18 protein-coding genes are annotated in these 16,890 nt (G+C 70.9%); 10 read left to right on the plus strand and 8 right to left on the minus strand.

Features of this window, described 5'->3' with window-relative positions:
- Window positions 1–148: 148 nt before the first annotated feature.
- Together OG698_RS18805 and OG698_RS18810 are read left to right on the plus strand one after the other, a co-directional pair.
- A complete protein-coding gene (locus tag OG698_RS18805; RefSeq protein ID WP_199841939.1) occupies window positions 149–376 on the plus strand; it encodes a DUF3107 domain-containing protein in 228 nt (75 codons plus the stop codon).
- Window positions 377–579: 203 nt separating this feature from the next.
- Window positions 580–846 carry a hypothetical protein gene (locus tag OG698_RS18810; protein WP_399970369.1) on the plus strand — a complete coding sequence of 89 codons (267 nt, stop codon included), beginning with the start codon at window positions 580–582 and terminating at the stop codon, window positions 844–846.
- Window positions 847–882: 36 nt separating this feature from the next.
- Here the strand turns inward: OG698_RS18810 and OG698_RS18815 are convergent, their stop codons facing one another.
- Window positions 883–1,617: a ferritin-like fold-containing protein gene (locus OG698_RS18815; RefSeq protein WP_406104197.1), complete on the minus strand. Its 735-nt coding sequence runs from the start codon at window positions 1,615–1,617 to the stop codon at window positions 883–885.
- A gap of 518 nt (window positions 1,618–2,135) precedes the next feature.
- On the opposite strand from OG698_RS18815, the gene OG698_RS18820 reads away from it, so the two are divergent.
- Complete coding sequence (locus OG698_RS18820; RefSeq protein ID WP_406104199.1) at window positions 2,136–4,262, plus strand: DEAD/DEAH box helicase; 2,127 nt, start codon at window positions 2,136–2,138, stop codon at window positions 4,260–4,262.
- A gap of 139 nt (window positions 4,263–4,401) precedes the next feature.
- Window positions 4,402–5,280, plus strand: a complete 879-nt coding sequence (locus OG698_RS18825) for an alpha/beta fold hydrolase (RefSeq protein ID WP_406104200.1) — start codon at window positions 4,402–4,404, stop codon at window positions 5,278–5,280.
- A gap of 15 nt (window positions 5,281–5,295) precedes the next feature.
- On the opposite strand, the gene OG698_RS18830 is transcribed toward OG698_RS18825, so the two are convergent.
- On the minus strand, window positions 5,296–6,195 hold the full coding sequence (locus tag OG698_RS18830; protein ID WP_326774228.1) for an NYN domain-containing protein: 900 nt from the start codon (window positions 6,193–6,195) through the stop codon (window positions 5,296–5,298).
- Window positions 6,196–6,458: 263 nt separating this feature from the next.
- Between OG698_RS18830 and OG698_RS18835 the strand changes: the two genes are divergently transcribed.
- A complete protein-coding gene (locus OG698_RS18835; RefSeq protein WP_165914635.1) occupies window positions 6,459–6,611 on the plus strand; it encodes a hypothetical protein in 153 nt (50 codons plus the stop codon).
- Between the two features lie 124 nt (window positions 6,612–6,735).
- Here the strand turns inward: OG698_RS18835 and OG698_RS18840 are convergent, their stop codons facing one another.
- The 4 genes from OG698_RS18840 to OG698_RS18855 form a co-directional block, all read right to left on the minus strand.
- Window positions 6,736–7,341 (minus strand): MarC family protein, encoded by a 606-nt coding sequence (locus OG698_RS18840; RefSeq protein WP_406104203.1) that lies wholly within the window; start codon window positions 7,339–7,341, stop codon window positions 6,736–6,738.
- A 123-nt stretch (window positions 7,342–7,464) separates the two neighbouring features.
- Entirely contained in the window at window positions 7,465–8,328 is an 864-nt protein-coding gene (locus OG698_RS18845) for a PHP domain-containing protein (RefSeq protein WP_406104204.1), read from the minus strand.
- Window positions 8,329–8,423: 95 nt separating this feature from the next.
- Window positions 8,424–9,062, minus strand: a complete 639-nt coding sequence (locus OG698_RS18850; RefSeq protein WP_406104205.1) for a DUF6758 family protein — start codon at window positions 9,060–9,062, stop codon at window positions 8,424–8,426.
- 169 nt (window positions 9,063–9,231) lie between these two features.
- Window positions 9,232–9,828 carry a suppressor of fused domain protein gene (locus OG698_RS18855; RefSeq protein ID WP_406104206.1) on the minus strand — a complete coding sequence of 199 codons (597 nt, stop codon included), beginning with the start codon at window positions 9,826–9,828 and terminating at the stop codon, window positions 9,232–9,234.
- Between the two features lie 462 nt (window positions 9,829–10,290).
- Here OG698_RS18855 and OG698_RS18860 point away from each other — a divergent pair, with 462 nt between their 5' ends.
- Together OG698_RS18860 and OG698_RS18865 are read left to right on the plus strand one after the other, a co-directional pair.
- A complete protein-coding gene (locus OG698_RS18860) occupies window positions 10,291–11,406 on the plus strand; it encodes a magnesium and cobalt transport protein CorA (protein ID WP_329570586.1) in 1,116 nt (371 codons plus the stop codon).
- A 23-nt stretch (window positions 11,407–11,429) separates the two neighbouring features.
- The gene (locus OG698_RS18865; protein WP_406104207.1) at window positions 11,430–11,999 is read left to right on the plus strand and encodes a hypothetical protein; all 570 of its coding nucleotides are present in this window, start codon (window positions 11,430–11,432) and stop codon (window positions 11,997–11,999) included.
- An 18-nt stretch (window positions 12,000–12,017) separates the two neighbouring features.
- Here the strand turns inward: OG698_RS18865 and OG698_RS18870 are convergent, their stop codons facing one another.
- Window positions 12,018–12,767, minus strand: coding sequence for a hypothetical protein (locus tag OG698_RS18870; protein ID WP_406104208.1), 750 nt, complete (start codon window positions 12,765–12,767; stop codon window positions 12,018–12,020).
- A 177-nt stretch (window positions 12,768–12,944) separates the two neighbouring features.
- Here OG698_RS18870 and OG698_RS18875 point away from each other — a divergent pair, with 177 nt between their 5' ends.
- The 3 genes from OG698_RS18875 to OG698_RS18885 are packed head-to-tail and all read left to right on the plus strand — an operon-like array spanning window position 12,945 to window position 15,970.
- Entirely contained in the window at window positions 12,945–14,231 is a 1,287-nt protein-coding gene (locus OG698_RS18875) for a magnesium transporter MgtE N-terminal domain-containing protein (RefSeq protein ID WP_406104210.1), read from the plus strand.
- A complete protein-coding gene (locus OG698_RS18880) occupies window positions 14,218–14,793 on the plus strand; it encodes a DUF1003 domain-containing protein (protein ID WP_406104212.1) in 576 nt (191 codons plus the stop codon). The genes OG698_RS18875 and OG698_RS18880 overlap by 14 nt, the downstream gene beginning before the upstream one ends.
- Before the next feature lie 43 nt (window positions 14,794–14,836).
- A complete protein-coding gene (locus OG698_RS18885; protein WP_326774235.1) occupies window positions 14,837–15,970 on the plus strand; it encodes an Mrp/NBP35 family ATP-binding protein in 1,134 nt (377 codons plus the stop codon).
- Between the two features lie 66 nt (window positions 15,971–16,036).
- Here the strand turns inward: OG698_RS18885 and OG698_RS18890 are convergent, their stop codons facing one another.
- Window positions 16,037–16,696: a hypothetical protein gene (locus OG698_RS18890; RefSeq protein ID WP_406104214.1), complete on the minus strand. Its 660-nt coding sequence runs from the start codon at window positions 16,694–16,696 to the stop codon at window positions 16,037–16,039.
- Between the last annotated feature and the right edge of the window lie 194 nt (window positions 16,697–16,890).

Consider the following 16,890-nt stretch of genomic DNA (forward strand, 5'->3'; position numbering starts at 1 on the left):
AGGCGCGGCGCACGGCGCGCGGCGTTTACGGTCTTGTTCGCTCCTGGCGTGCAGCGTGGACGCCAGGTACGTCCCCTCACCGGGCTAATGTGTGGTGGGTACGGCGCGGTCGTCCGCGCACATCACGGATCGTCGGAGGGACAAGGCCGTGGAGGTCAAGATCGGCGTGCAGCACACGCCCCGCGAGATCGTTCTGGAGAGCGGCCAGACCGCCGAGGAAGTCGAGAGCGCGGTGTCCGAGGCACTGTCCGGCAAGGCGCAGCTGCTGACTCTGGTGGACGAGCACGGCCGCAAGGTCCTGGTGCCGGCCGAGCGCCTGGCGTACGTGGAGATCGGTGAGCCGGCGGTGCGCAAGGTGGGCTTCGGCCCGGTGTAACCACACGTACGGCAGAACGAAAGACATACGGGAAAGGCCCGGTGGCAACAGCCACCGGGCCTTTCCCGTGCCTGTCCGCGACGCCCCGGCCTTCACAGCGTGAGCACAGCGGACCCATACGGGGAGGATTGCATTCCGCGACCTGGGGGTACACCGGTCAAGACCGATTTGCACCACGGCCAATGCGGGAGGGACCTCACACGATGCTTCTGGAAGCGCTCGGCTCCGCCCTGCTCGGCTTCGGCCTCGCCTGGGCCGCGACGGTCCGCCTGCCACGCCGGCTCCCGCCCCGGGCGCTCGTACTGCCGACGGGAATCGCGGGTGCGCTCTTCGGGGCATTTCTGACCCACACCGCGCTCGGCTCCGGCCACGCCCTTGCCACCCTCATCGGAGCGGTCGTCGTGGGCGTGGCGCTCCTGTCGCTGCTGCTCCGCCCCTCTGCCCCAGTCCGCCGGTCGGCGCCGGCCTAGGCCGTGACCGACCGGCGGTGAGACGGTGAGGCGGCCTCAGGCCGCGAGCCCCAGCGCGGCCATCCGCTTGGTGTGCGCCTCGGTGATCCGCGAGAACATCCGGCCGACCTCCGCGAGGTCGAAACCGTCGGCCACGCCGCCGACGAGCATCGTCGACAGGGCGTCCCGGTCGGCGACGACCCGCTGCGACTGCGAGAGCGCCTCACCCATCAGGCGTCGCGCCCACAGCGCGAGCCGCCCGCCCACGCGCGGCTCGGCCTCGATCGCGGCTCGCACCTTCTCCACGGCGAAGCTGGCGTGCCCGGTGTCGTCGAGGACGGCGAGGACGAGGGAGCGGGTGTCCAAGTCGAGGCGCGCGGCGACCTCTCGGTAGAAGTCACTGGCGATCGAGTCGCCGACGTACGCCTTGACCAGGCCTTCCAGCCAGTCCGACGGCGCGGTCTGCTTGTGGAAGCCGTCGAGCGCGGCGACGAAGGGCTCCATCGCCTCGGTCGGCGCGACGCCGATCGCCGAGAGCCGGTCGTGCAGCTGCTCGAAGTGGTGGAATTCGGCGGACGCCATTTTCGCGAGCTCGGCCTTGTCGCCGAGCGTCGGCGCCAGCTTCGCGTCCTCGGCGAGCCGCTCGAAGGCGGCCAGCTCTCCGTACGCGAGTGCGCCGAGCAGATCCACGACCGCTGCGCGGTAATGGGGGTCGACGGATGCCTTCGCCCAGTCCTGGGCGGCGATTCCGGTGGGTTCGTCGGCTGCGGCGGCGGTGTCGGGCGTCTCCATGAAGCGCACAATAGCCCGCCGGCCGCCGCACGGAAGTCCCTGGTCAATGACTGTGACGACGACTACGTGACCAATTCGGCCATCGCGCATGCGCGATTCCGGGGTATGGTGGTAAAGAGCCCGCCGGGTACGAGCAGCACTTTTACGTGTGTGTTTGTACGCGTTTTCGACGGGCTACATGAATGAGGATGCCCGGTCGGTGGCCCGATCGGCTCCGACCCGACAGCCCTCCGGGCGGTACGTCACACGACGTACGGCATGAGGAGGGACCCTCAGCGGCACGAGCGCTCGAGCGTCGGCAGTGGTCCCGCGTCACCCGGCCCGCCCGCCTCTCGCTGGCGACCGGCGATCAATCGGCACGGTCACGACCCCCGCGTTCGCCTCGCACCGCGTCTCACAGAAGAGGCAACACCCTGACTACGCAGCAGCTTTCCACGTTCCGAGAGCTCGGGATCCTTCCCGAGACCGCCGAAGCCCTCGAGGCCGTCGGCATCATCAACCCCTTCCCCATCCAGGAGATGACGCTCCCCGTAGCGCTCTCCGGCACCGACGTCATCGGCCAGGCCAAGACCGGCACCGGCAAGACGCTCGGCTTCGGGCTTCCGCTCCTCGAGCGCGTCACCGTGCCCGCGGACGTCGAGGCGGGCCGGGCGCAGCCCGAGCAGCTGACCGACGCCCCGCAGGCGCTCGTCGTCGTCCCCACCCGTGAGCTGTGCCAGCAGGTCACGAACGACCTGCTGACCGCCGGCAAGGTGCGCAATGTGCGCGTCCTCGCCATATACGGCGGCCGTGCCTACGAGCCGCAGGTCGAGGCCCTCAAGAAGGGCATCGACGTCGTCGTCGGCACCCCGGGCCGTCTCCTCGACCTCGCGGGCCAGAAGAAGCTCAACCTGAAGCACATCAAGTCCCTCGTCCTCGACGAGGCCGACGAGATGCTCGACCTGGGCTTCCTGCCCGACGTCGAGAAGATCATCAACATGCTTCCGGCGAAGCGCCAGACCATGCTGTTCTCCGCGACGATGCCCGGCGCCGTCATCGGCCTGGCCCGTCGCTACATGTCGCAGCCGACGCACATCCGCGCCACGTCGCCCGACGGCGAGGGCGCGACGGTCGCGAACACCTCGCAGCACGTCTACCGCGCGCACAACATGGACAAGCCGGAGATGGTCGCGCGCATCCTGCAGGCCGACGGCCGCGGGCTCGCGATGATCTTCTGCCGTACGAAGCGGACCGCCGCGGACATCGCCGACCAGCTGCAGAAGCGCGGCTTCGCGTCCGGCGCCGTCCACGGTGACCTCGGCCAGGGCGCGCGTGAGCAGGCCCTGCGGGCGTTCCGCAACGGCAAGGTGGACGTGCTCGTCTGCACCGACGTCGCCGCTCGCGGCATCGACGTCGAGGGTGTGACGCACGTCATCAACTACCAGTCCCCCGAGGACGAGAAGACGTACCTGCACCGCATCGGCCGTACGGGCCGCGCGGGTGCCAAGGGCATCGCGATCACGCTGGTCGACTGGGACGACATCCCGCGCTGGCAGCTGATCAACAAGGCGCTGGACCTGAAGTTCCCCGACCCGGTCGAGACGTACTCGTCGTCTCCGCACCTGTACGAGGAGCTGAACATCCCGGCCGGCACGAAGGGCGTGCTGCCGCGCGCCGAGCGCACCCGGGCCGGCCTTGCCGCCGAAGAGGTCGAGGACCTCGGCGAGACCGGTGGCCGTGGCGGGCGCGGCGGCCGTGGTGGCCGCACGGCCGCTCCGGCTCCCGTCGAGGAGCGCGAGCGCGAGCCGCGTCCGGCGCGTACGACGCCGCGTCGCCGTCGCCGTATCCGTAACGGCGAGCCGGTGGCCGCCCCGACGGCGAACGAGCCGAAGACGGCTCCGGCCGAGGCGGTCGCGGCCTCCGAGGCCGTGGACGCCACGGTGGTGGAGCCGCGTACGCCGCGTCGTCGCCGTCGCACCCGTTCGGGCGCCGCGCCGGAGGCCGTCGTCGAGACCGCCGCCGTCGTGACGGCCGAGGCTGTCGTCGACACGGTCGAGGCGCCCGAGGCCTCGGAGACCAAGCCGGAGCGCACCCGTAAGGCCTCCGTCCCCAAGGCGGCCGCCTCCCAGGAGGTCGCCGAGACCGTCGAGGCGACGGTCCCGAGGCCGCGCCGCCGCACCCGCAAGACCGCGGAGGCCGTCGCCGACACGGTCGAGGCCGTCGAGGCTCCTGCCGAGACCAAGCCCAAGCGCACCCGCAAGGCGGCGCCCAAGGCCGAGGCCGTGGCGGACACCGTCGAGGCGACGGAGGTCGCCGAGGCCAAGCCGAAGCGCACCCGCAAGGCCGCCGCCCCCAAGGCCACCGCCGAGGCGGTCGTCGCCGAGGAGGCCGAGACCAAGCCGCGCCGCCGCACCCGCAAGACCGCGGAGGCCGTCGTCGACACGGTCGAGGCCGTCGAGGCTCCTGCGGAGACCAAGCCCAAGCGCACCCGCAAGGCCGCCGCCCCCAAGGCGACCGCCGACGCGGCTGCCGAGGTCACGGAGACGAAGCCGAAGCGCACGCGCAAGGCCGCGGCCCCCAAGGCCACCGCCGACGCGTCCGCCGAGGAGGCGCCCGCCAAGCCGCGCCGCCGCACCCGCAAGGCCGCGGAGCCGACGGAGAGCTGAGCAGGACCACGTAGCAAGCCGATGGCCCGGCACCCGCGAAAGCGGGGCCGGGCCATCGGCGTTCACGGTCACGGAGGTCGCGGGGAGCCCCGCCCCATCCCCGAATGACCCGCGGCGGCACTGCGGTTAGCCTCGTCGCATGAGTCGGCCTCCCGTTTTCGTCCCGCCGCCCGGCGCCGTCGCCCACGTTCTTCGGACCGAGCGCGGCGACTTCGCCGCCATCAGTGCCGGTCCGCAGGACGCCGGGCACACCGGTACCGCCCTCCTGCTGCCCGGGTTCACCGGCAGCAAGGAGGACTTCATCGCCCTGCACGTCCCGCTCGCCGCCGCCGGGTACCGCACGGTCGCCGTGGACGGGCGGGGGCAGTACGAGTCGACGGGGCCACTCGACGACGAATCCCCTTATGCACAGCGGGAGTTGGCCCGCGATGTGCTCGCACAGGCGGCCGTCGTGGACGACGGGACGCCGCTGCATCTGGTGGGTCACTCGCTCGGCGGGCAGATCGCCCGGGCCGCCGCGCTGATCGACGCGACGCCGTTCGCCTCGCTCACCCTCATGTCCTCGGGCCCGGCCCAGATCTCGCCGTCGCAGCAGGAGCGGGTCAAGCTGCTGCGGGACGCACTCGCGGTGCTCGACATGGCACAGGTATGGGACGCGATACAGGCGCTCGACGCCCCGGAGGAGACGGACGCCCCCGGAGCGGGCGCGGACGACGCCGCCGCCCTGCGGCACCGCTGGCTGCTCAACAGTCCGGCGCAGCTCATCGCGACCGGCCGCCAGCTGTGCACGGAACCCGACCTGGTCGACGAGCTGGCAGCCGTCCGGCTGCCCAAGCACGTGCTGTCGGGCGAGCGCGACGACACCTGGCCGGTGCAGCTCCTCGACTCCATGGCCGTACGCCTCTCGGCCCGCAGGACCGTCATCGCGGGCGCGGAGCACTCCCCGAACACGGACCGCCCCCAGGAGACCGCGGCGGCCCTGGCCGCGTTCTGGGACCTGCACCCGCCCGTGGTCTAGCCGGAGGCCGCCGTACTAGTACTGCGCCTGGAGATGGCTCCAGAAGCCGTCCCGCAGGGCGCGCCGCAGATCGGACTGCCCCCGCAGCGAGTACTGCAGCAGGGCCTCCGCCTCGACGAGCAGCTCCTGATCGACGGGCCCGGGCAGATACGGGTGCCCCGGCAGCAGCTCGACCAGTGACTCCCTGCCGCGCGCGGCGAGCCACTTCGCGGCGATCTGCGCGCCGACGAAGCGCACGTCCTCCCGTGAGGGGCGGGGCGTGCCCGCATTCTCGTACGTCGCCGTCGCGGTGCGCCGGGACACGTACGGCTTGAAGAACGCCAGGTCGAACGTGCGCTGGCTGTCGACCTCCCACCGGAGCGGGTCCGCCTGGTTGGCGCCCTCGGGCGCCTCGATGCCCCACAGGTGGACGCGTGCGCCGTAGCCCTGTGCGGCCTCGACCGCGGAGACGAGGTCCTCGTCCCCGCCGATCAGCGCGGCGTCGCTGATGGCGCGGTGCCGGGCGAGCGACTCGAGGTCCGTGCGGATCAGGGAGTCGACGCCCTTCTGCTGGTTGTGGGCGTTGAGGTTGCCGAGCCTGACCTTGACGTCGGGCAGCTCGGCGATCGACTGCTGTTCGTTCGTGTGGATGCGGCGCCGGGCGCCGTCGTACCAGTAGACGCGCAGCAGCCGGCTGTCCGCGAAGATCGTGCGGGCCTTGTCGATGAGGGCGTCGACGATGCCTTCGGCGTCGAGGTCGAAGGCTCTGCGGTCCTCGGTCCCGGTGACGAGGCGGCCGGCGGCGGCGTAGAGGTATCCGGCGTCCACGAAGATCGCGTGAGTGGACGGGGTCTTGGCCACTTCGGCGAGCATGCGCTTGAGCAGCTCGTTCGTACGGTCGAGCTCCGCGCGGATGGCCGTCAGGTCGTCGTTCATATGCGACCCATTGTCCCGGCCGTCACGCTGCGAACACAACCGGTCCCACTACCCGTGGGTAATTAGTCTCGCGAAAAATTTCCTTAGCGTAGGGAATGTTTGCTGGGGGCAACCCGTTGATCCCTATAGAACGCGGGGCACTGAAGCCGCGCAATCCACTCTTAACGGTCAGGCAACCGCCTGGCCGTTCGACGGGGCAAGACTGTTGCCCCGTACCAGTAGTTCTCCTCCAGGAGGATGACCAGACGAAGGGAGAAGCGGGTATGCGCTTCGAAATCATGCGACTCGACGATGTCGACGGAACCGCCGTGGACAGCACTGTCGTGGACGCCGCCTCCGTCAACCGGATCGTTCAGCAGGCGGCCGCCATAGGGCAGCGCCTCTACATCCGCCCGGCCGAGTCGCCGGCCTCGTAACGCGACGACGACTCCTGATACACCGTACGTAATCGAATAACACGCTTCAGAGCCCCCGTACGAGATCCGTACGGGGGCTCTTTTGCGTGCGCGGGGCGAGGGCCCGGCGTCAGAGGGCTCGACGTCAGGAGCCCTGGATCACCTGGGTCACGCCGTTGATGATCTGCTGCACGGCGATCGCGGAGAGCATCATGCCCGCGAGGCGCGTCACCAGGACCACGCCGCCGTCCTTGATGACGCGGATGATCAGCAGCGAGTAGCGCATCACGAACCACAGGACGACGTGGATGGCGACGATCGCCGTCCACACCGACACCTGCGCCGCGGCGCTGTCCGCCTTCTGCACGGCGAGGATGACGGACACGATCGCGCCGGGGCCCGCGAGCAGCGGCATGCCGAGCGGCACGAGCGCGACGTTCACGTCCTTGGTCTGCTTCGGTTCGTCGGTCTTGCCGGTGAGCAGGTCGAGCGCGATGAGAAGCAGCAGCAGCCCGCCCGCGATCATGAGCGCGGGGACGGAGACATGCAGGTAGTCGAGGATCTGGTGGCCCAGGAGCCCGAACACCGCGATGACACCGAAGGCGACACAGACGGCCTGGAAGGCCATCCGCTTCTGCACCTTGGCGGGCCGGCCCGCGGTGAGCGCGAGGAAGATCGGGGTGATCCCAGGGGGGTCCATAATCACGAATAGCGTGAGAAAAAGGGATCCGAAAACAGCGACATCGAACACGGGTGTGGCCTTGCGAGTGGGGTCCGCGGGATCAGCCGGGACGCGTTGTGCGTGGGGGTGCGGTGCGTGAGCCCGCACCGGGGCGTGAGGGGAGCGGCCCGCCGGATCGCGGCAGGGCGCGGGTTACGCGGTGGTCCCGCCGGCCCCCGGCACGGGAAACGCCCCGGTCGCCCGGCGCGTGATCTCCCCGTACACCTCGGGGTCGGTGGTGAACTCGCCGAGTACGCACGTCTTCCGGCTGCCGTGATAGTCGGAGGAGCCCGTGGCCAGGAGGCCGAGGTCGGCGGCGAGGCCCCGGAGGCGGGCCCGCGTGGCCGGTTCATGGTCCATGTGGTCGGTCTCGATGCCGTCGAGTCCGGCCGCGGCCAGGTCCGCTATCGCCGACTCGGGCACGACCTGCCCCCGCTTGACGGCCGCCGGGTGCGCGAAGACGGTGACCCCGCCCGCGGCCTTGACCAGGCGGATCGCGTCGAAGGGGTCGAGCTCGTGCTTGCCGACGTACGCGCGGCCGCCGTCGGCGAGCCAGTCGGGCGTGAAGGCGTCGGAGACGGATCCGACGACGCCGAGTTCGACGAGGGCCTCCGCGACGTGCGGGCGGCCGACGGACCCGTCGCCGGCGATGCGGGCGACCTGTTCCCAGGTCACGGGCACACCGAGGTCCTGGAGCTTGGTGACCATGCCCTGCGCGCGCGGCACCCGGTCGTCCCGTACGAGCTCGCGCTCGCGCAGCAGCTCGGGCTCGTCGGGGTCGAAGAGGTAGGCCAGCATGTGCAGGCCCACGCCGTCGAGGCGGCAGGAGAGTTCGGCGCCGGTGACGAGCGTGAGTCCGGCCGGCAGCGCGGCGACGGCCTCCGCGTACCCGCGGCTCGTGTCGTGGTCGGTGAGTGCGACGACGTCCAGACCGGCGGCGGCCGCGTTACGGACCAGCTCGGCCGGGGTGTCCGTGCCGTCGGAGGCGGTGGAGTGGGTGTGCAGATCGATGCGCACGCGCGTACTCCAGGCTCTGAACGGACGGAAGGGGACGCTCAAGGATAACGGGGATCCGGAGCGCTCCCGTCACCGTCGTCTCCCAGTACGACCCCTTACATGAGGATGCGTGGCGACAGCGCGCCGCAGGGCACCATGTCGACCTCGGCGCCCACGTCGCGCAGGTCGGTCAGGACCAGCTCGTCGTACATCAGGAGCCCGGTCTGCTCGGGCCACACGATCGCCCACACCCACAGCCCGCGCGCCTCGCCCGCGAAGACCGCGCGGTCGTCGGGGGTGCCGGAGACGTGCCACATCGGGGTCGGGCGTCCGGCGGCCAGGACCTTGACCTGGGGCGGCTTCTCGACGTTCATGTGCGGGCCGGGGTCGGGGCCGTCGATGCCCGCGTACCGGGCGCCGAGACCGACGCCGAGCTCCTCCGCGACGAGCACCATCTCCCCCACACCGCCGAGCGGTCCGGGGCCCGAGCACGCCACCGCGGTCGCTCTGCCGCCCGTGCGGTCGTCGCCCGCGCTGACCACTCCGGTGAAGAGCCACCCGACCGGCAGCGGCCACGGCATCCACACCGGCACCTGGGCGCGGTGCGCCACGACGGTGAGCGCCTCGACGCTGGGCGGGATCACGGGCTGCAGCGGATGCACCGCCCCGTGCACGTCGCACTGCCAGGAGTCGGAGAAAAGGCCGGGAGCCCTGACCCGGCCACCACACTTCGGGCAACTGGGTTCGCCCCTCATAGGGACCAACGGTCCTCCCCGACTCCCGCTCCGTCAAGGACGATCACCCTTCCGGGGGCGGGACGTCACAGCACCTCCCCGGAAAAATTAGATGCAGTCTACAATAATTAGCTGAGCTAATTTACTGCGTGTGTACGCCAACGCTCTCCGTGCGAGTTCGCGCGACTGGTCACTGGTCGAGCGGCACGGACTTGCGCAGCGGATCGCGCAGATCCGTTCCGCTGTTCAGCCACTTCTCCTCGAGGGCGGCAGCGCCGTGCACCCGCTTCCACGCCGCCTCGTTCTGCGTCATCGGCAGCAGCGGCAGGAACCGTACGGGATCCAGCGGATCGTCCAGTTCCAGGTCCTCCACGAGGCCCCCGGACTCCGCGACGAGCACCGACGTGAACGGGGCGCCGGGCCACAGGGGTTCGCCCACGTCGAGCGAGGCGCCCGCGGCCACGACGACACCCTCGACCTGTGGCGACGCGGCGAGTACGGCGAGCGGGCGCAGCACCTTGTCGGTGTCGGCGCTGCCGGTGCGCACCGACAGCACGAGCTCCGCGCGCGGGCCCTTGAGCGGGTCGGCGAGCGCGGACGTCGGGTCGGCCATGGGGGCGGCCGACATACCGAGCGTGGCGTAGCGCACGAGGCCGGTGTCCGCCGCGTCCGTGAAGCGCAGCACCTCGATGCAGTCGGTGCCGAGGAACGTGACCGCGGCGCGCGCGTCCGGTTCACCGAGGGCCGTACGGAGTCGGGCCTCGACCAGAGCAAGAACATCTCCCATGTCGCGAGCATAGAACTCGTATCCAATGGGTAGAGGGTGGGCTCGCTTCTTCAGTCGGCTGATAGTCTTGGCCGCTGGTAGGGGCAGCACGCCAAGCGTTGCTTTCGAGCCCCTGACCTATATGCGTCCCCTGCGAGGGATGAGACGTCGTCCCTCACGGGGGACCGGCTGGAGGAGGTGGGGCTGCAATGGACCGAAGTCGACCGTGCAGTACCACCCGCTCTTCCGGCCACTGAGCCGCATTTTCCCGGCTTTCCGCGCACGCTCCAGTCTGTCTGCGCACCACGGAAGAGCACTTCGTTTCCGCCTGATCTGAATCAGTAGCGAAGCCGCCACCGCGCCGGTCGCGGTGCTCCCCGCTTTGTGGACGTGCACACAGGATCCGCAGTCAGGACGTCCTCATTCCGGTTAGCGCCGACCCGTATGGCCACCGGCGGCTCCCGCCCGCGAAGGAGCCTGCCCATGTCGATGATCCGTGACCTGCGTGCCGCTGTCCGCCCCGCGCCGCGCGAGACCGGCAGCACGTCAGCCCCGTACGACACCACCCGCGACCCGTCGACGTCCACGGCCGTCGTCGACTGCGCCGTCTACCGCGACGGCGCCCGCGTCCACGACAACGACTGCCTGACGCCCGGCGGCGCGATCCGCAAGGCGCGCCGCGAGGGCGGCTTCGCCTGGATCGGGCTGCACGAGCCGACCGAGTCCGAATTCGCCGGTATCGCGGCCGAGTTCGGGCTCCACCCGCTCGCCGTCGAGGACGCCGTCCACGCCCACCAGCGCCCCAAGCTGGAGCGCTACGACGACACCCTGTTCACCGTCTTCAAGACCATCCACTACGTCGAGCACGCCGAACTCACCGCGACCAGCGAGGTCGTGGAGACCGGCGAGGTGATGTGCTTCACCGGGCGGGACTTCTTCATCACCGTCCGGCACGGCGGCCAGGGCTCGCTGCGGGCGCTGCGGCACCGGCTCCAGGACGACCCCGAGCTGCTCGCCAAGGGCCCGTCCGCCGTCCTGCACGCCATCGCGGACCACGTCGTCGACGGCTATCTCGCCGTCGCCGACGCGATGCAGGACGACATCGACGAGGTCGAGACGGACGTCTTCTCGCAGACGGGCAAGGGCGCTCCGCGCGGCACTGACGCCGGGCGGATCTACCAGCTCAAGCGCGAAGTCCTGGAGTTCAAGCGGGCGGTGGCGCCGCTCCAGCGGCCCATGCAACTGCTGAGTGAGCGGCCGATGCGGCTCGTCGACCCGGACATCCAGAAGTACTTCCGTGACGTCGCAGACCACCTCGCGCGCGTGCAGGAGCAGGTCGTCGGCTTCGACGAACTGCTCAACTCCATCCTCCAGGCCAACCTCGCGCAGGCGTCCGTCGCGCAGAACGAGGACATGCGCAAGATCACGTCCTGGGCGGCGATCATCGCCGTACCGACGATGGTCTGTGGCGTCTACGGGATGAACTTCGAGCACATGCCGGAGCTCCACTGGCGGTTCGGCTACCCGCTCGTCCTCGGTGTCACGGTCGGCGCCTGTTTCGCGATCCACCGCATCCTGAAGCGGAACGGGTGGCTCTGAGTCGCACGGATAGGCTGACGACCATGACGGATCAGGCCACCCCCTCTCCCGACCACCACCCCTCGACGAGCCGCTCCGCGGCGGACCTGCTGATGGACCAGGCCCTCGTCGAGGAGGCCACCAAGAAGTCCGGCCTCATCTGGGTACGAGGTGCCTCCGGCCCCGAGCGCGCCCTGTGGCACGTGTGGCACGAGGGCGCGGCGAACCTGGTCGGCGACGGGCCCGGCGAGCAGCCGCTGCCCGGCCTCACCGACGGCGGGGCGGCGACCGTCACCGTGCGCAGCAAGGACAAGGGCGGGCGCCTCGTGGGCTGGACGGCCCGCGTCGTCGAGCTCGCCCCGCACTCCGAGGGCTGGGAGGCGGCTGTCGCCGAGCTGAAGGGCAAGCGCCTGAACGCGCCGGACGGCGAGGCGATGCCGGAGCGCTGGGCACGCGAGTGCCGGGTGCTCCGGCTGGAGCCGACGGGGTCCATGGTCCCGCCGTCGTCCGACGCGCTGGCCGCCGCACCGCTCGCCACCACGGCAACCACCCGCCGCGAGGCCCCCGCGGCGCTCCCTCACCTCCTGCTCCGCCGCAAGCGGCGCGGGAAGTAGGGGCCCTTCCAAGAGGGCTCAGGACGTCGGGAGCTGGGCCCCGTAGTCCACCATCTCGCCCTTGCCCGGCTCGCGGAGCGCGAAGTCCTTTCCCCAGTCGGTGAGTTGGAGCGTGCCGGCGCCGCCCGCTCGCTCCAGGCGCAGCGGGTACGGGGTGCCCTCGAGGGAGACGTCGAGCGTGCCGCCCGCGCCCTTGTCGCCGGTGAGTTCGACCGTGCGTACGCCGTCCGACGAGCCCCGGTCGCCCTTCTCCACCTTGCCGTGGAGCGTGAGCAGGCCGTCCAGGAGCGCGCCCTTGACGGTGAAGCCGCTCAGGCGTTTGTAGGCCGGGTCGCCCTGCGGGACCTTGACGTACTTGCCGTCGAGCTTGTCCGCGGCGGCCGTGTCCCCCTGCGCCGTGCTGCCCGAACCCTTGCCGTCCTGGTGCGTCCAGAAGTCCGCGTCGGCCTTGAGGAACAGATGCTCCTTGACCCGCAGCAGCTGGAAGGTCCGGCCGCCCGTCGTGACGGATCCCGTGCCACCCTCGTCCTTGAGCCGCATGTCGATCTTGTACGAGTGTCCGCTGCTGACGACCGTGCCGGACAGATGCACGGCCCCGGCACCCTGCGCGGCCTTGACGGTGCGGCTCTGGATCTTCGGGGCGGTCAGTTTGGCGACGCCGTTCGTGCCCGCGTCCGGATCCTCGCTGCTGCACGCCGCGAGCCCGAGGCACATCACTCCCACCAGAAGAATCCCATGGGAACGGCGGGCCAGGGGAAGTACGGTCACGGCTCGCGCTACCTCTCGTACGACGTCTTGCTCGGCGGCAGAACGGCAGCGTACCCGTGTCACCTGCGGTGAACGGAGCCAGTCCGTCCGGACGCAGCGCAAAGGCGCACGGGACCGGGACGGGCTAGCCTGAAGCACACCTTCAGAACAAATGCGGATGTAAAGGAGGCCCGGCGCATGGCGGCAGGCGCCCCCCGGATCTTCGTCTCGCATCTCTCCGGCATCGCCGTCTTCGATCCCAACGGCGACATGGTGGGGCGCGTCCGCGATCTCGTCGCCATGCTGCGCGTCGGCCGCCGCCCGCCCCGGCTGCTCGGGCTCGTCGTGGAGCTCTCCACGCGGCGCCGCATCTTCCTGCCGATGACCCGCGTGACCGGTATCGAGTCCGGCCAGGTCATCACCACCGGCGTACTGAACGTGCGGCGCTTCGAGCAGCGGCCCACCGAGCGGCTCGTCCTCGGCGAGATGCTCGACCGGCGGGTGCGGCTCGTCGAGTCCGGTGAGGAGGTGACGGTCCTCGACGTCTCCATCCAGCAGCTGCCGGCGCGCAGGGACTGGGAGATCGACCGGGTTTTCGTACGCAAGGGCAAGAGCGGTGGCACCTTCCGCCGCGCCAAGGGCGAGACGCTCACCGTCGAGTGGTCGGCCGTCGACGGGTTCTCGCTGGACGAGCACGGGCAGGGCGCCGAGAACCTCCTCGCCACGTTCGAGCAGCTGCGCCCGGCCGACCTCGCCAACGTCCTGCACCACCTCTCCGCCAAGCGCCGTGCCGAGGTCGCGTCGGCCCTCTCGAACGAGCGGCTCGCGGACGTCCTCGAGGAGCTGCCCGAGGACGACCAGATCGAGATCCTCGGCAAGCTCAAGGAGGAGCGCGCCGCCGACGTCCTGGAGGAGATGGACCCGGACGACGCGGCCGACCTGCTCCGCGAGCTGCCCGAGGACGACAAGGAGCGGCTGCTCGCGCTGATGCAGCCCTCGGACGCGGCCGACGTGCGGCGCCTGATGGCGTACGAGGAAAGGACGGCGGGCGGTCTGATGACGACCGAGCCGATCGTGCTGCGGCCCGACGCGACCGTCGCCGACGCGCTGGCCCGGGTCCGCAACCCCGACCTCTCCCCTGCGCTGGCCGCGCAGGTGTACGTGTGCCGGCCGCCGGACGAGACGCCCACCGGCAAGTACCTCGGCACGGTGCACTTCCAGCGGCTGCTGCGCGATCCCCCGTACACGCTGGTCTCGTCGATGCTCGACGAGGCCCTCCAGGCCCTCGCGCCGTCCGCCGCGCTCCCGGTCGTCGCCGGGTTCTTCGCGACCTACGACATGGTGGCGGCGCCCGTCGTCGACGAGAGCGGTTCGCTGCTCGGCGCGGTCACTGTGGACGACGTCCTCGACCACATGCTGCCGGAGGACTGGCGCGAGCAGGAGTTCCACCTGGCCGACGGGGAGGTGAGCCATGGCGCCGGCTGAGCGCGAGCGGGACGGCCGTCCCGAGGCCGCGCGGGCGCCGCGCTTCCGGCTCGACCTGCCGCGCCCCCCGCGCCGCAAGCTGCTGCCCGACTACGACCCGGAGGCCTTCGGACGCCTCTCGGAGCGGATCGCGCGCTTCCTGGGGACGGGCCGGTTCATCGTCTGGATGACGGTGATCATCATCGCGTGGGTCGTGTGGAACGTCTCGGCGCCGGGCAATCTGCGCTTCGACCAGTACCCGTTCATCTTCCTGACCCTGATGCTCTCGCTCCAGGCCTCGTACGCCGCTCCGCTCATCCTGCTCGCGCAGAACCGGCAGGACGACCGCGACAAGGTCAACCTCGAACAGGACCGCAAGCAGAACGAGCGGTCCATCGCCGACACCGAGTACCTCAGCCGCGAGGTCGCCGCCCTGCGCATGGGCCTCGGCGAGGTCGCCACCCGCGACTGGATCCGCTCCGAACTCCATGACCTGCTCAAGGAGCTGGAGGACCATCGCGTCACCTTCCCGGCGGGCTCTTCTTCCGACGCGGCTCACCGACGTGACGTAGACGACCGCTGACAGGGCTTTCCGGACAAGGGTTACCGCGCCGTACTATCGGCGTATGGCTACGGAAGACGCGGTGCGCGAAGCACTGGCGACGGTGAACGACCCCGAGATCCAGCGACCCATCACCGAGCTGGGGATGGTCAAATCTGTGGAGATCGGCGCGGATGGCGCGGTAGCGGTCACCGTGTACCTCACTGTCTCCGGCTGTCCCATGCGCGAGACCATCACGAAGAACGTGACCGACGCGGTCGCGGCCGTCGAGGGCGTCACGCGCGTCGACGTCACGCTGGACGTGATGGGCGACGAGCAGCGCAAGGAGCTCGCCGCCGCGCTGCGCGGCGGCACGGCCGAGCGTGAGGTGCCCTTCGCCAAGCCCGGCTCGCTGACCCGTGTGTACGCGGTGGCGTCCGGCAAGGGCGGCGTCGGCAAGTCCTCGGTGACGGTGAACCTCGCGGCCGCGATGGCCGCCGACGGCCTGAAGGTCGGTGTCGTGGACGCCGACATCTACGGCCACAGCGTGCCGCGCATGCTGGGCGCCGAGGGCCGTCCCACCCAGGTCGAGAACATGATCATGCCGCCGTCGGCGAACGGTGTGAAGGTCATCTCGATCGGCATGTTCACGCCGGGCAACGCGCCGGTCGTGTGGCGCGGCCCGATGCTGCACCGCGCGCTCCAGCAGTTCCTCGCCGACGTCTTCTGGGGCGACCTGGACGTCCTGCTCCTCGACCTGCCGCCGGGCACGGGCGACATCGCGATCTCCGTCGCGCAGCTCGTCCCGAACGCGGAGATCCTCGTCGTCACGACGCCTCAGCAGGCGGCGGCCGAGGTCGCCGAGCGTGCCGGCTCCATCGCGGTCCAGACCCACCAGAAGATCGTCGGCGTCGTCGAGAACATGGCGGGGCTGCCGTGCCCGCACTGCGGCGAGATGGTCGACGTGTTCGGCACGGGCGGCGGCGAGCGCGTCGCCGAGGGCCTCACGCGGACGACCGGGGCGAACGTCCCGGTGCTCGGCTCCATCCCGATCGACGTCCGGCTGCGCGAGGGCGGCGACGAGGGCAAGCCGGTGGTCCTCACCGACCCCGACTCCCCCGCGGGCTCGGCCCTGCGTGCCATCGCCGGCAAGCTGGGCGGCCGCGCGCGCGGCCTGTCGGGCATGTCGCTGGGAATCACCCCGCGCAACAAGTTCTGACCCGCTGGGCTTAAGCCGATGGGGCACGGTCATCGCGACCGTGCCCCATCGGCGTACGCGGAGCCCCTACGCCTCGTAGGCGCCGATGTCCTTGATCATCGAGAATCCGAGGCCGTACGCGCTCATGCCGCGCCCGTACGCCCCCAGGTGCACGCCCGCCTGCGTCGACCCGGCCAGGACCCAGCCGAACTCCGACTCGCGGTAGTGGAAGGGCATCGGGACGCCGTCCACCGGCAGGGACAGCGTCGTCCAGTCCGCGCTCTCGAGGTCGTCCGCGAGGGTCCACGCCGTCTCGGTCTGCTGGTCCAGCCAGTCGTCGCGCAGGGTGTGGTCCATCTGTCCCGGCCACGTGACGTTGAGCAGGCCGCCTCCCGCGAGCCAGGCCGCCGAGGAGACCGAGGTCGCCTCAAGCACACCCGTACCGTCGGCGCTGCGCCGCACGGGGCTGGCCGCCACGGTCACCACGACCGCGAACCGCTCCTTGTCCTCCGGTCCTTCGCTCCGCACGGTGGGCTCGTCGCCGTGCCCGATGGAACCGTGCTCGACGGCGCCCTCCGCCGAGGCGCCGACCTGCATCAGCCACCGCGGTCCCGTGAACGCCTCGTCGAGGCCGTACCACGGGAAGGGCGCCAGCAGGTAGCCGTCGACCGTGCGCCGGGCCGTCAGGACCTCGGGGGCCCCTTCCGCCGCGGGCGCCTGCGCGCCTACCCGACTCGTCGTCTCCATGTACCCGGCCGCCTCCTCGCTCAGTCGGACCGCGGCGGCCCACCCCCCTCGGGCGTCGCCACCGATCCGCGCAACAACAAGGCAGGATGCCACACCCGGGCAGGGCACCCCGGGTTCCGGCAGGTACGCGGGGCGGGTCGCCGGGGCGTCCGGGCGGGTCGCCGGGCCGCTGGGCGGCGAGTCGCGACGCCGTC

The organism is Streptomyces sp. NBC_01003 (assembly GCF_045162695.1).
GTDB lineage: Bacteria > Actinomycetota > Actinomycetes > Streptomycetales > Streptomycetaceae > Streptomyces.